The 12,953-nt window shown below is 67.5% G+C and carries 12 protein-coding genes and 1 tRNA gene; 8 read left to right on the top strand and 5 right to left on the bottom strand.

The window, feature by feature from the left end:
* Positions 1 to 115 precede the first annotated feature (115 nt).
* The 4 genes from U4Z64_RS30320 (at position 116) to U4Z64_RS30305 (ending at position 4,603) form a co-directional block, all read left to right on the top strand.
* On the top strand, positions 116 to 808 hold the full coding sequence (locus tag U4Z64_RS30320) for a peptidoglycan DD-metalloendopeptidase family protein (protein ID WP_257775166.1): 693 nt from the start codon (positions 116 to 118) through the stop codon (positions 806 to 808).
* Between the two features lie 384 nt (positions 809 to 1,192).
* Positions 1,193 to 2,812, top strand: a complete 1,620-nt coding sequence (locus tag U4Z64_RS30315) for an acyl-CoA synthetase (RefSeq protein WP_321821885.1) — start codon at positions 1,193 to 1,195, stop codon at positions 2,810 to 2,812.
* 83 nt (positions 2,813 to 2,895) lie between these two features.
* Entirely contained in the window at positions 2,896 to 3,222 is a 327-nt protein-coding gene (locus U4Z64_RS30310) for a DUF2288 domain-containing protein (RefSeq protein WP_012363583.1), read from the top strand.
* 10 nt (positions 3,223 to 3,232) lie between these two features.
* Complete coding sequence (locus tag U4Z64_RS30305; protein WP_321821884.1) at positions 3,233 to 4,603, top strand: MATE family efflux transporter; 1,371 nt, start codon at positions 3,233 to 3,235, stop codon at positions 4,601 to 4,603.
* Between the two features lie 25 nt (positions 4,604 to 4,628).
* On the opposite strand, the gene U4Z64_RS30300 is transcribed toward U4Z64_RS30305, so the two are convergent.
* On the bottom strand, positions 4,629 to 4,814 hold the full coding sequence (locus tag U4Z64_RS30300) for a hypothetical protein (protein WP_044844881.1): 186 nt from the start codon (positions 4,812 to 4,814) through the stop codon (positions 4,629 to 4,631).
* Between the two features lie 135 nt (positions 4,815 to 4,949).
* Between U4Z64_RS30300 and U4Z64_RS30295 the strand changes: the two genes are divergently transcribed.
* Positions 4,950 to 5,120 (top strand): hypothetical protein, encoded by a 171-nt coding sequence (locus U4Z64_RS30295; RefSeq protein ID WP_014897413.1) that lies wholly within the window; start codon positions 4,950 to 4,952, stop codon positions 5,118 to 5,120.
* Positions 5,121 to 5,328: 208 nt separating this feature from the next.
* Here U4Z64_RS30295 and U4Z64_RS30290 read toward each other — a convergent pair whose 3' ends face one another.
* Both U4Z64_RS30290 and sixA read right to left on the bottom strand, forming a co-directional pair.
* The gene (locus U4Z64_RS30290) at positions 5,329 to 6,135 is read right to left on the bottom strand and encodes a GNAT family N-acetyltransferase (RefSeq protein WP_044844882.1); all 807 of its coding nucleotides are present in this window, start codon (positions 6,133 to 6,135) and stop codon (positions 5,329 to 5,331) included.
* A gap of 159 nt (positions 6,136 to 6,294) precedes the next feature.
* A complete protein-coding gene (gene sixA, locus U4Z64_RS30285) occupies positions 6,295 to 6,756 on the bottom strand; it encodes a phosphohistidine phosphatase SixA (protein WP_044844883.1) in 462 nt (153 codons plus the stop codon).
* A 163-nt stretch (positions 6,757 to 6,919) separates the two neighbouring features.
* Between sixA and U4Z64_RS30280 the strand changes: the two genes are divergently transcribed.
* Together U4Z64_RS30280 and U4Z64_RS30275 are read left to right on the top strand one after the other, a co-directional pair.
* Positions 6,920 to 6,996, top strand: a tRNA-Pro gene (locus tag U4Z64_RS30280).
* Between the two features lie 154 nt (positions 6,997 to 7,150).
* Positions 7,151 to 7,600, top strand: a complete 450-nt coding sequence (locus U4Z64_RS30275) for a hypothetical protein (protein ID WP_321821883.1) — start codon at positions 7,151 to 7,153, stop codon at positions 7,598 to 7,600.
* Between the two features lie 52 nt (positions 7,601 to 7,652).
* Here the strand turns inward: U4Z64_RS30275 and ppx are convergent, their stop codons facing one another.
* A complete protein-coding gene (gene ppx / locus U4Z64_RS30270; protein ID WP_044844885.1) occupies positions 7,653 to 9,170 on the bottom strand; it encodes an exopolyphosphatase in 1,518 nt (505 codons plus the stop codon).
* A 279-nt stretch (positions 9,171 to 9,449) separates the two neighbouring features.
* Here ppx and ppk1 point away from each other — a divergent pair, with 279 nt between their 5' ends.
* Positions 9,450 to 11,513, top strand: coding sequence for a polyphosphate kinase 1 (gene ppk1 / locus U4Z64_RS30265; protein ID WP_044844886.1), 2,064 nt, complete (start codon positions 9,450 to 9,452; stop codon positions 11,511 to 11,513).
* A 115-nt stretch (positions 11,514 to 11,628) separates the two neighbouring features.
* On the opposite strand, the gene phoR is transcribed toward ppk1, so the two are convergent.
* Positions 11,629 to 12,948, bottom strand: coding sequence for a phosphate regulon sensor histidine kinase PhoR (gene phoR / locus U4Z64_RS30260; RefSeq protein WP_257775172.1), 1,320 nt, complete (start codon positions 12,946 to 12,948; stop codon positions 11,629 to 11,631).
* Between the last annotated feature and the right edge of the window lie 5 nt (positions 12,949 to 12,953).

The following is a 12,953-nucleotide window of genomic DNA, read 5'->3' as shown; positions in this document are numbered from 1 at the left end:
GGTGCGCGCCGGCCGCGCCCGCGGCCCGAAACTGCGGTGCGCGGGTCGAACCCGTTAAAATCGGACGTTTTGTATCGCCTGCCGCGTCGCGCGCGGCAGGGTTTTGCGAGGTTCAATGATCGGAACAACAACGAAGCGGCTCTTCGCGGCCGCCTGCGCCGCGCTGCTCGTCGCGTGCGGCTCCGCTCCCGTCGGCCCGGGTTACTACCGCGTCGAGCGCGGCGACACGCTCTACAAGATCGCGCGCGAGAATCGCACGTCGACGGCCAACATCGTGCGCTGGAACCAGATCACGAACCCCGACGCGATCGAGGTCGGCCAGGTGCTGCGGGTCGCGCCGCCGCCCGGCACGACGACCGCGTCGACCACCGGCACCGGCAGCGCGGGCCGCAGCCGCCCCGCGCCTTCCGCGCCGGTCGAATCGGCGGTCAAGCCGGCCAGCAGCATCGCGCTGATCTGGCCGGCCGCCGGCAACGTGGTGCGCAGCTTCGACGGCTCGAAATCCAAGGGCATCGATATCGCGAACGCTGCGGGCACGCCGGTGCTGGCCGCCGCGCCGGGCACCGTCGTCTATGCGGGCAACGGATTGCGCGGCTACGGCAACCTGATCATCCTCAAGCACAACGCCGATTACCTGACGGCCTACGCGCACAACCGTGCGCTGCTCGTGAAGGAAGGCCAGCCGGTCACGCAGGGGCAGACGATCGCGGAGATGGGCAACAGCGACAGCGATCGCACCGCGCTGCACTTCGAGCTGCGCTACGGTGGCCGCTCGATCGATCCGGCACGCTACCTGCCGGCGCGCTGAGCGCGCCAGCGTCGACGGCAGGCGACGGACGACACGCGATGCCGGCACGCATCGCATGTCGTCGCGAGGGAGAACGGGAAGGTTGGGTCAGCGCTTGCGCAGACGGCCGGTGAACCGGCCGGACAGCGGATCGACGCGGCTGGCGAACGCCACCAGCGCCCCGATTCCGAAGAGGCTGAACCCCGCAGCTATCAGAAGCAAATCCATGGTCATATCACTGTTTTGTCGTGATCTTATGCGTCATGACGGAATCGTGCACTGAGCCGCACCGGTTGCACGAGTCCGCACATTCCCTATCTATCAGACGCCATTGTGGTTTCGGTCGCGTGAAATGCCGATGTAATCCATCGACCGATGCCGACGATCGACGCCAAGGAGACTCGCATGCTGCCCGCCGCCGACCGCTACGACGACCTGCTCGCCCGCTTCCGGTGGGACGTTCCGGCCCGTTACAACATCGGCGTGGACGTCTGCGACAAGTGGGCCGACGGCAGCGGACGGCTCGCGCTGATCCACGAAACGGCGCAAGGCGACGTGTCGCGCCTCACGTTCGACGACCTGAAGAATGCTTCTAACCGTTTCGCGAACAGCCTCGCGCGGGCAGGTTTGCAACGCGGCGACCGGATCGCGATCTTCCTCGCACAGGGCCCGGAAACAGCGATCGCGCATCTCGCCGCGTACAAGCTCGGCGCGATCGCGGTGCCGCTGTTCACGCTGTTCGGCGCCGACGCACTCGAATACCGGCTCGCGAACAGCGAAGCCGCCGCGCTCGTCACCGACGCAGCCGGTTACGCGAAGATCGCGTCGCTGCGCGCGCAACTGCCGATGCTGCGGACGTGCTACTGCATCGGCGACGATGCACCCGACGCCCCCGGCGTGCTGCGCTTCGACGCCGCGCTCGCCGCCGAATCGCCGGACTTCGTGCCGGCGGACACCGCGGCCGACGATCCGGCGGTGATCATCTACACGTCCGGGACGACCGGCAAGCCGAAAGGCGCGCTCCATGCGCACCGCGTGCTGTTGGGCCATCTGCCGGGCGTCGAGATGTCGCAGCAATGCTTCCCGCGCGACGCACGCCTGTTCTGGACGCCCGCCGACTGGGCCTGGATCGGCGGGCTGCTCGACGTGCTGCTGCCGTCATGGCATCACGGCGTGCCCGTGCTCGCGCGCCGCTTCGAGAAGTTCGACGGCGAAGCCGCGTTCGCGCTGATGGCGCGGCACGGCGTGACCCACGCGTTCCTGCCGCCCACCGCGCTGAAGCTGATGCGTGCGGTGCCGGCGCCGCGCGAGCGCCACGCGCTGGCGCTGAAATCGGTCGCGAGCGGTGGAGAATCCCTCGGCACCGGGCTGACGGCCTGGGGGCGCGACGCGCTCGGCGTGACGATCAACGAGTTCTACGGACAGACCGAATGCAACATGGTGCTGTCGTCGTGCGCGGCGCTGTTCGATGCGCAGCCCGGTGCGATCGGCAAGGCCGTGCCCGGCCACGTGGTCGCGATCGTCGACGAGCACGGCACGCCGCTGCCGCCCGGCGTCGAGGGGCGCATCGCGGTGCGCCGCCCCGACCCGGTGATGTTTATCGAATACTGGCGCAATCCCGCCGCCACGCGCGACAAGTTCGCGGGCGACTACCTGCTCACCGGCGACACCGGCACGATCGACGCCGACGGCTTCGTGCGCTTCGTCGGCCGCGACGACGACGTGATCACGAGCGCCGGCTACCGGATCGGCCCGGGGCCGATCGAGGACTGCCTGCTCACGCATCCGGCGGTACGGATGGCGGCCGTCGTCGGCGTGCCCGACCCGACGCGTACCGAGATCGTCAAGGCGTTCGTCGTGCTGAACCCCGGCCACGTCGGCGACGACGCGCTCGTGCAGGCGCTGCAGGCGCACGTGCGCACGCGCCTGGCCGCGCACGAGTACCCGCGCGCGATCGCGTTCGTCGACGGCCTGCCGATGACGGCGACCGGCAAGATCGTGCGGCGCGCGTTGCGCGACGCCTGAAACGGTCGTGGCCGTACCGGGCGGCCGGCCGGGCGCCCGGATGGTTTATAGTGGCGCCACGCAGTCTTTCCAGCACACAACCGATGTCCTCCCACCAACACGAATCCGCCGCGGGCGCGTCGCACAGCCCGCTTTACGCCAAACTCCTCGGCGAAACCGCCAAGATCGACTGGTGCGATCTCGAGCGCTTCTTCGCACAGGGCAAGCTGCTGTCGGTCGCACGCGATCTCGATCTCGTGAGCGTCGCGGAAGCGATCGCCGGCGACGACGCGCAACAGGTCACGCGCTGGCTGTCGTCCGGCCTCGTCGCACGCATGCCGGCGGAAACCGCCGCCGACTTCGCGGCGCGCAATCCGGAGCTGTGGGCGGTCGTCGTGTCGCCGTGGGTCTGCGTGCAGGAACGCGCCTGACGCGTTCGCCATGTCCGAATCCGCATTACCGCACGGGGCCGGCACCGGGTCGGCCGCCGTCTCGCACCGGCGCGTCCTTGCGCTCGCCTTCCCGATCGTCCTCGCAAACCTGACCCAGCCGATCCTCGGCGCGGTCGACACGGCCGTCGCCGGCCACCTCGACGGCGCCCAGTATCTCGGCGGCGTCGCGCTCGGCGGGCTGTTCTTCAATTTCGTGTTCTGGGGCTTCGGCTTCCTGCGCATGGGCACGACCGGCCTCGTCGCGCAGGCGCACGGCGCCGGCGACGCCGCCGGCATCCGGCTGAACGTGCTGCGCGCGCTGATCGTCGCGTTCGCGCTCGGCACCGCCGTGCTCGCGCTGCAGGTGCCGCTGCTGTCGTTCGCGCTGACCGCACTGGGCGGCAGCGAGGCCGTGCGCACGACGGCGCTGGCCTATGGCCACGCACGGATCTGGAGCGCGCCGTTCGCGCTCGCCAACTACGTCGTGCTCGGCTACCTGCTCGGCGTGCAACGCGTGCGGCTCGCGCTCGTCGCGCAGGTCTTCATCAATGCGGTGAATATCGGGGCCGTGCTGCTCTACGTGTACGGCTTCGGCTGGGGCATCGCCGGAATCGGTGCGGCGACCGCGACCGCCGACGCATGCGGCTTCGCGCTCGGCGCCTGGATGCTGTGGCGGCTGCGGCCGCGCGGCCTCGCGTCGCTTGCCGCGCGGGCGCTCGCGGACCGTGCGGCGCTCAAGCGGCTGATCGCGCTCAATCGCGACATCTTCCTGCGCACGCTGTGCCTGCTCGGCGCGTTCGGCTGGTTCGCGCATCTCGGCGCCAGACAGGGCGACGCGACGCTCGCGGCCAACGCACTGCTGCTGAATTTCCAGACCTTCATGGCCTACGGACTCGACGGTTTCGCGCATGCGGCCGAGGCGCTCGTCGGCGCCGCCGCCGGCGCGCGCGACCGCGCCGCCTTCCGGCAGGCCGTGCGCGTCACGCTGCTGTGGTCCGCGCTCGGCGCGCTGCTGTTCGCGCTCGTCTACTGGGTCGCGGGCGGCTGGATCGTCGCGCGGCTGACCGACCAGGCCGAGATCCGCGCGGTCGCGCTGCGCTACCTGCCCTGGGCAGCGGTCTCGCCGATCGTGTCCGTGTGGGGATTCCTGCTCGACGGCGTGTTCATCGGCGCAACGCAGACGCAATCGCTGATGCGTGCGATGGTCGCGTCGTTCGCGATCTTCATCGCCGCGACGCTGGCGGCCGTCGGCCCGTTCGGCAATCACGGGCTGTGGTTCGCGCTGCTGCTGTTCATGGTCGCGCGCGGCGCGACGCTCGCGCGCTACCTGCCGGCGCTGACGCGGCGGATCGGCGCCGACGCGGCCGCGGCCGGCACCTGACGGCCGCGAAGGCCTGCCGCCATCGTCACTGCACGGCTGCGGGTGCCGACGACGCCGGCTCGCCGAGCATCGACGGCGGCGTCATGTCGGTCGGCACACCATGGTAATCGGCCGGATCTTGCGGCGGGTGGCCGCGACGGGCCTGGCGGGGATCGCTGGCACAGCCGGCAAGAATGGACGCGGCCAGCACGGCCAGCATGAAACGGGTCATCGGGAAGGCTCCGTAAGACGGCGCGCCCATCGCGCGCCAGGACCGCGCCGAGTCTAGCGGAATTCCGGGTTAGGGATCGTCCCGCGCGTGTCCTAATATGAATCCATGGCGCTGTGCCGTTGAAAGGAGGCAGCCATGTCGTCTGAAGAGATTGCCGGCCTGATCGGCCTGTTCATCGGCTTGATGGTGCTCGTCGCCCTGTCCTATTTCGAGTCGCGCGAATACAAGCGCAACCATGGCGGCGAAGGGATGATCCATCACTGGATGGCCGAACACCATCTGCTCGACTGGCGGCGCAAGCACTAGGCAAGCCCGCCGTGTCGTCCGGGCCGCCGCGCGCGGGGCCCGCTCCGAACGTGCGCCCACCCGCACGGTGGTCGGCGCATATCGCTCGAATTAACAGGGTCCGATAAGACAACATCCCCGGAATGGTCGAACGCCGTCGCGCGACAACTTGCCGCGCGACGGCGTTCGCTTGCGCGCGCCCGGAGCAGCGCGCCGCGATCGGGATGGCTCAGCCCAGGAAGTGCCGGGCGTAGCGGGCGTTGATGTCCGACAGCCGGAACAGCGTCAGGAAGTCCGCGCAGTTGAAATCGGGATCCCACGCCGGCGCGCCGCAAATCTTCGCGCCGAGACGCAGATAGCCCTTGATCAGCGGCGGCGGCGCGACGACGGTGCCCGTCTGCAGTTCGTCGACCGGCAGCGCCGTGTGCGGGAACGCGCGGTATTCCGGCGCCGTCAGCGCGTTCGCCGGTAGCGACTGATACAGGTTCGCCGCGTAATGGCCGCCGTCGGCCATCGATACGCTCGCGCAGCCGAGCATCGTCTCGTAGCCGTTTTGCATCATGTATGCACCGAGACCGCCCCACAGCGCCATGATGACGGCGCCGCTGCGGTAGTCGCTGTGCACGCACGAGCGGCCGACCTCGACCATCTTGCCGCGCAGGTGCGTGAGGCGCGACAGGTCGAATTCGCCCTCGGCATACAGGCGGCCGACCCGCGCGGCCTCGTGCGGCGGCAGCACGCGGTACGTACCGACCACCTTCAGCGTGTCGAGATCGCGCACCAGCAGGTGGTCGCAGTAGGCATCGAACGGATCGACGTCGAGACCGGACGGACCGCTGACCTGCGCGCCCATCTCTTCGGCGAACACGGTGTAGCGCAGGCGTTGGGCCTCGCGCAGTTCGTCTTCCGTGCGCGCCCAGGCGGCACGCAGACGGTACTCGGATGTGACGGTTTCAGCAGCGCGCGGCAGGTGACGCCGCGTCGTGTCGAGGGGAAGCGAGGCAAAAGGGAGCGTAGGCGTCGGCAGTTCTCGCATTAGGCTTTCCTGATCGTAAGGAATAGGACGACATGCCAGCCAATGTAGTAACCGGTCGTTACCGTTCTGTGGCACGACCGTGTCCTTTCAATGACGTGTCGCCGAATTGACTTTAGCAGAAAGCTTGCGAAACCGTATGATCAAAGCCCGCAAACCCCTTCAGGCCAGCTCCGGCGTCAATACCGCGCGCAGCACGGCCTGATGGTTGCCGTCGCGCGTGCGGCTCGCGAGCCACACGATGCCGCCCTTCTTGATGCTCCAGCTGTCGTCGTTGCCGGCCATCAATTGCGCCGCGACGCTGCCGAGCGTCGGCTGGTGTCCGACGATCACGACCGTCGGCGCGATGCCGTCCGGCCAGCCGGCGGCGGCCAGCACGTCGTCGACGCTACCGCCCGGCGCGAGCGCATCGACGGTCCGGTACTGGTCGGTCAGCGCCTCGACCGTCTGCACGGTGCGCGCCGCCGGGCTCGCGAGGATCACGCTGTTCGACTCGAGGCGGCTGCGCAGCCATTTGGCCATGGCCTGCGCTTCCTTGCGCCCGCGGGCCGTCAACTGGCGTGCGAGGTCGTTTGCCGCGTAGTCTTCGGCTTCGGCGTGGCGCCACAGGATCAGGTTCATCATGATGTCTCCCTCCATGCTTCGACGAATGGTTCGGCCGACCACCCGCGGGCCGGACGATCACACTTCGAATTGTCGCCAATCGCGAGCGGTTCGTGATGATGTGCGCCGTATGCAAAACGTGATTGACCCGGCCACCCATTAGACGATAGAATCTTTGGCTCGTCGGAGCGTAGCGCAGCCTGGTAGCGCATCTGATTTGGGATCAGAGGGTCGAAGGTTCGAATCCTTTCGCTCCGACCACGATACACGATAAGGGTTGCAAGCCATCGCGCTTGCAGCCCTTTTTCGTTTGCTCCGCCGTGCGCCTTCTCAACCGCTGCCGCCCCATGCAGAGCCCGCGCACGAATCTTGCGGGAACACGCGATAATGTCCGCGACCCAACCCGCAACCGCGCATGAAAAACCAAGTTTTCAAGACCGCCCTGCTCGGCGCGCTGCTCGCAATCGGCGCATTCGGCACCCTCGGCGCGTCCGGCGCCGCGTCGGCCAAGTCGCTCGAGGACGCGCTCGACTGCCATTCGAACGGCCACAAGTTCGTCGCGCCGCTGCTCGCGGCCGGCGACATCGAGTCGGAGCCGATGCACGTCGAAGCAAATTCGGTGAACGCGTTTCGCACGAACCATCCGCTGACCGCCTATGGCTTCGGCGTCTACGTCGTGCTCGGCTACCAGGCGAACGATCCGATCTTCCAGCCGGGCGACGGCACGCCGATCGGCAAATGGGCGTACGGCGTCGTGGTACGCGGCACGAAGAGTGCGGTCGAGCAGGCCGTTCGCAATGCCGGCAGCGACGCAACCGTCAAGCAGGCGTTCCCGTTCCTGACCGCGATCGTGTGCTCCGACTGAGCACACCGCGAGGTAAGCCGCGCGAGCGCGCCGCGCCCTCGGTAGCGTCTCGTTACGCGCCCGTATAAACCACGCGATACGGAATCCCGACCTTCTCCCACTCGGCCGCTTCCTGGCTGAGGCTGTAGTCGGTCAACGGGTTCTGCTCGACCCATGCGCTCGGCAGGCGCACTTCATACCCGCCCTTCTTCATCTGCGACACGGAAATGTCCGGCAGCCCGGCATCGGTCCGGCGCCGGCACAGCAGCGCAGCGAGCCGCAGGCAAAACAGCAGCGGCCATTCGACGTCGCGCGCCTGCGACAGCTTGCCGAGCTTGCCCGCATGCCCGAGCACGAGCGCGGCAAGACGCGCCTGGTCGGTGCGCGAGAAGCCCGGCATGTCGGCGTTGCTGGCGATATACGCGGAATGCTTGTGATACGAGCTGTGCGAGATCGACAGGCCGATCTCGTGCAGCGCGGCGGCCCAGCCGAGGAACATCCGGCCTTCCTCGCGCGCTTCTTCGTCGTCGGACGCCTCGAGCTCGTCGTAGAACCGCACCGCCAGTGCGGCGATCCGCTCGGCCTGCGCGCGATCGACGCCGTAGCGGCGCGTGAAACCCTCGACGGTCACCGCACGCATGTCCTCGTGCTGGGCCCGGCCGAGCAGGTCGTACAGCACGCCGAGACGCAGCGCGCCGTCGGTGGTGTCGACGTAGTCGACACCCAGTTCCTCGAATACCGCGAGCATGATCGCGAGGCCGCCGGCAAGCACCGGCACGCGATCGGGCTTCAGCGCGATCAGCTTCAGCCGGTTCACGTTCTCGGCCTTGATCAGCGCGCGCTTCAGGCGTTCGAGCCCGCCGCGCGAAATGCCGTGCGTAATGCCGGCGTCGTTGAAGCCGTTCGCCTCGACGAGCTCCGCGAGCGCACGCGCGGTGCCCGACGAACCGATCGCCTGGTCCCATCCGGCCTTCTTGTACTCGCTGGAAATGATCTGGATCTCGCGCTTGGCCGCGAGTTCGGCCTGCCGCATCGTGTATTCGTCGACGTTGCCGGCCGGGAAGAACGCCCGGCTATGGCTCACGCAGCCGATGTAGAGACTCTCCATCACGAGCGGCGTGTAGTGCGAGCCGATGATGAATTCGGTCGAGCCGCCGCCGATGTCGACGACGAGCCGCTTGCCCGCGCTCGCCGGCACCGAATGCGCGGCACCCGCATAGATCAGGCGCGCCTCTTCGCGGCCCGCGATCACTTCGATCGGAAAACCGAGCGCCGCTTCGGCTTCGCCGAGGAATTCGCCCGCGTTCTTCGCGACGCGCAGCGTGTTGGTCGCCACCGCGCGCACATGATCGGGATGGAAATCGCGCAGGCGCTCGCCGAACCGCTTGAGCGCCTCCCAGCCACGTTCCTGCGACGCGCGATCGAGCATCTTGTCGCTCGACAGCCCCGCGGCCAGTCGAACCGGCTCGCGCAGCGCATCGACGGGATAGATCTGGCTGCCCGCCGGCGTTTCCTCGACGCGCCCGACGATCAGCCGGAAGCTGTTCGAGCCGAGATCCACGGCAGCCAGCAAGTGGGGGGATGTAACCATCAGAAGGGGGCTCCGTGCGCGCTCGCCCGCGGCAGCCGCTCCGGCCTCGCTGGACGATCAATCAAAGGCGATATTTTAAGCGTGGAACGCTTGCCATTGCCACGCTTCACGGGCATGTACTCGGGTAGAAAGTATATGGCCGAAACATTTATGAGACGAATCGGTTCAAGCGTAGAATTTCCCGATATAAATACATTATTGTCATCAGCACGTCATCGTACCGTGAGAGTTTCCGAGCGTCCTTTCGAATCATCGCCCGAATCACCCCCTACTCTGCCGATGTCCGTCCGCTATCCGCTTCTCAATCGTGAACTCGGCATCCTCGGCTTCAACGAGCGCGTGCTGGCCCAGGCGGCCGACCCGCACATTCCGTTGCTCGAGCGACTGCGCTTCATCTGCATCACCAGCAGCAACCTCGACGAGTTCTTCGAGGTCCGGATGGCCGGCCTCCAGGAACAGATCCGCGACAACCCCGGCGCCCTGACGCCCGACGGCATGTCGCTGCAGCACGCCTACGATCTCGTCGTCGAGCGCGCGCAACGGCTCGTGCACCGCCAGTACACGATGCTGCACGAAACCGTGCTCCCCGCGCTCGAACAGGAAGGCATCTACTTCCACGCGAGCGACTCGTGGAACGACGAGCAGCTCGAATGGGCGCGCCGCTACTTCCTCGACGAACTGCTGCCGGTGCTGACGCCGATCGGCCTCGATCCCGCGCATCCGTTCCCGCGCGTGCTGAACAAGAGCCTGAACTTCGTCGTCGAGCTCGAAGGCCGCGACGCGTTCGGCCGCCAGGCGGTGATGGGCATCGTGCAGGCGCCGCGCGCGCTGCCGCGCGTCGTGCGCATGCCGCAGGCGCTGTCGGGCTTCGAGCACGGCTTCGTGCTGCTCAGCTCGTTCATGCAGCGCTTCGTCGGCGAACTGTTCCCGCAACTGGTCGTGAAGAGCTGCAACCAGTTCCGCATCACGCGCAACAGCGAACTGTTCGTCGACGAGGACGAAATCACCAACCTGCGCGTCGCGCTGCAGGGCGAACTGCCCGCGCGCCACCTCGGCAATGCGGTACGGCTCGAAGTGTCGGCCGATACGCCCGCGCATATCGTGCGACGCCTGCTCGAGGAAAGCCTGCTCGGCGAGAAGGACTGCTACCGCGTGTCCGGCTCCGTGAACCTCGTGCGGCTGATGCAGATCCCCGATCTCGTCGATCGACCCGACCTGAAGTTCGCGCCGTTCACCGCATCGATCCCGCCCGCGATCGCGAACGCGCCGACGATGTTCGACGCGATCGACGACGGCGACATCCTGCTGCATCACCCGTACGAGAGCTTCCAGCCGGTGCTCGAACTACTGCAGCAGGCCGCGAAGGACCCGAGCGTCGTCGCGATCAAGCAGACCATCTACCGCACCGGCACGGATTCGCCGCTGATGGACGCGCTGATGGAAGCCGCGCGCAACGGCAAGGAAGTGACCGTCGTCGTCGAGCTGCTCGCGCGCTTCGACGAGGAAACCAACATCAACTGGGCGTCGCAGCTCGAAGCCGTCGGCGCGCACGTCGTGTACGGCGTGGTCGGCCACAAGTGCCACGCGAAGATGATGCTGATCGTGCGGCGCGTCGTGCAGAACGGCAAGGCGTCGCTGCGCCGCTACGTGCACCTCGGCACCGGCAACTATCACCCGCGCACCGCCCGCCTCTACACCGACTTCGGGCTGATGACGGCCGACCAGAAGATCTGCGAGGACGTCCACCACGTGTTCCAGCAGCTGACCGGGATCGGCGGCGAACTCACGCTGCACGAGCTGTGGCAGTCGCCGTTCACGCTGCATCCGCGCATCATCGAATCGATCCGCGCGGAGATCGACAATGCACGCGCCGGCAAGCGCGCGCGCGTGGTCGCGAAGATGAACGCGCTGCTGGAGCCGTCGGTGATCGCCGCGCTGTACGAAGCGTCGCAGGCCGGCGTGAAGGTCGACCTGATCGTGCGCGGCGTGTGCGCGCTGAAGCCGGGCGTGCCGGGGCTGTCGGACAACATCACCGTGCGCTCGATCGTCGGGCGCTTCCTCGAACACCACCGCATCTACTATTTCCACGCGGGCGGCGCCGAGGACGTGTATCTGTCGAGCGCCGACTGGATGGACCGCAACCTGTTCCGCCGCGTCGAAGTCGCGTTCCCGATCCGCGAGCGCAAGCTGAAGCGCCGCGTGATCGCCGAAGGGCTGTCGGTCTGTCTCGGCGACAACCAGTCGGCCTGGCAGATGCTCAGCGACGGCCACTACCGCCGGCGGCGCGCGGGCAAGACGATCCGCAACGCACAGCTCGGGCTGCTCGCGAAGTTCTGTTCGTAGGCACACGGCGCACGGTTTCGCGTGCCGCGCACCCAACGAAAAAGCACAGCCCGAGGGCTGTGCTTTTTTCATTCCGCCGGGGTGCCGACGTGAGGCGCCGCTTCGCGTGACGCGCTCACGCCTCGAACGCGGCCGGCCGGATCGCGATGATTCGCGAGCCCGGGAAGCGCGCGGTGAACGTGCTGCCGCGCCCTTCCTCGCTCTGCACGTACAAGTGCGAGTCGTGCCGCTGCAGCACGTGCTTGACGATCGCGAGACCGAGCCCCGTGCCGCCCGTATCGCGCGAGCGGCTGCGGTCGACGCGGTAGAAGCGTTCGGTCAGCCGCGGCAGGTCGGCGGCCGGAATGCCGAAGCCGCTGTCGGTGACGGAGAACACGCCCTGCGCGCCCTCGCGCCGCCACGACACGAAAATCTTGCCGCCGTCCGGCGTATAGCGGATCGCGTTGGTCACGAGGTTCGCGAACGCACTGAACACTTCGGTCTGCGCGCCCGTGACGCCGAGCGTCTCGTCGATCGCGAACGCGATCTCGTGATGCCCGTTCGACAGCGTCTGCGCATCTTCCTTCAGATGGTCGAACACGGCACGCATGTCGATCGCGTGATCCATCGGCGGCTTGCTTTCGCCCTCGAGCTTCGCGAGCACCAGCAGGTCGGTGACGATGTGCCGCATCCGCGACGCCTGCTGCTCCATCATCTCGAGATAGCGCGCGCGATCTTCCTCGTTCAGCGGCAGTTCGCGCATCGTCTCGAGGAAGCCCGACAGCACGGTGAGCGGCGTCTTCAGTTCGTGCGACACGTTCGCGACGAAGTCGCGCCGCATCGCGTCGGTCCGCTCGAGCTCCGTGATGTCCTGCGTGAGCAGCAGCTTGCGGTTCTCGCCGTACGGGAACACCTGCACTTCCAGCACGTTCTGCCGCGAGTCGCCCATCCCGCGCATCACGAGCGTCTCGTCGTAATGCTGCGCGTTCAGGTAACGGACGAACTCCGGATGACGCACCAGGTTCGTGATGTGCTGGCGCAGGTCGCGCTTCGCATCGAGGCCGAAGTGCACCTCGGCGATCGCGTTGCACCACTCGATCTGGTCATGGTCGTCGAGCATCGCGACGCCGTTCGGCGACGCCTGGATCGCCTGGATGAAGCGCGAATGCTGCTGCTCGACCTGGCGCACCTGCGCATGCCACTGCTTCGCGAGCTTGTGCAGCCGGTAGTAGATTTCGCCCCAGATGCCCGGTGCGCTCGGCACCTCGCCATAGACGGGCGCATCGAGCAGACGCCACAGGCGTTGCGTATGGAAGGTGCTGAAGAAGCCCTGCGCGACCAGCATCACGGCCGCGAACCCGAGGGCCGCGGTCGGGCCGGCGAATACGCCGACCAATACGCTGATCAGCACGAGCAGCACGAGCGACACCAGAAAGCGCGCCCAGATGATGTTCATGATTC

The organism is Burkholderia sp. BCC1996 (assembly GCF_905339955.1).
Lineage (GTDB): Bacteria > Pseudomonadota > Gammaproteobacteria > Burkholderiales > Burkholderiaceae > Burkholderia.
Note: the sequence above shows the minus strand (reverse complement) of the source record. Positions and strands in the feature narration are given on the sequence as shown.

Bases quoted from the DNA above. Each gene is read 5' to 3' on its own strand.
- sixA (WP_044844883.1), bottom strand. From the start codon at position 6,756: ATGATGAACCTGATCCTGTGGCGCCACGCCGAAGCCGAAGACTACGCG.
- U4Z64_RS30295 (WP_014897413.1), top strand. From the start codon at position 4,950: ATGTCGTCTGAAGAGATTGCCGGCCTGATCGGCCTGTTCATCGGCTTG.
- U4Z64_RS30290 (WP_044844882.1), bottom strand. From the start codon at position 6,135: ATGCGAGAACTGCCGACGCCTACGCTCCCTTTTGCCTCGCTTCCCCTC.
- ppx (WP_044844885.1), bottom strand. From the start codon at position 9,170: ATGGTTACATCCCCCCACTTGCTGGCTGCCGTGGATCTCGGCTCGAAC.
- phoR (WP_257775172.1), bottom strand. From the start codon at position 12,948: ATGAACATCATCTGGGCGCGCTTTCTGGTGTCGCTCGTGCTGCTCGTG.
- ppk1 (WP_044844886.1), top strand. From the start codon at position 9,450: ATGTCCGTCCGCTATCCGCTTCTCAATCGTGAACTCGGCATCCTCGGC.
- U4Z64_RS30300 (WP_044844881.1), bottom strand. From the start codon at position 4,814: ATGACCCGTTTCATGCTGGCCGTGCTGGCCGCGTCCATTCTTGCCGGC.
- U4Z64_RS30310 (WP_012363583.1), top strand. From the start codon at position 2,896: ATGTCCTCCCACCAACACGAATCCGCCGCGGGCGCGTCGCACAGCCCG.
- U4Z64_RS30275 (WP_321821883.1), top strand. From the start codon at position 7,151: ATGAAAAACCAAGTTTTCAAGACCGCCCTGCTCGGCGCGCTGCTCGCA.
- U4Z64_RS30315 (WP_321821885.1), top strand. From the start codon at position 1,193: ATGCTGCCCGCCGCCGACCGCTACGACGACCTGCTCGCCCGCTTCCGG.
- U4Z64_RS30305 (WP_321821884.1), top strand. From the start codon at position 3,233: ATGTCCGAATCCGCATTACCGCACGGGGCCGGCACCGGGTCGGCCGCC.
- U4Z64_RS30320 (WP_257775166.1), top strand. From the start codon at position 116: ATGATCGGAACAACAACGAAGCGGCTCTTCGCGGCCGCCTGCGCCGCG.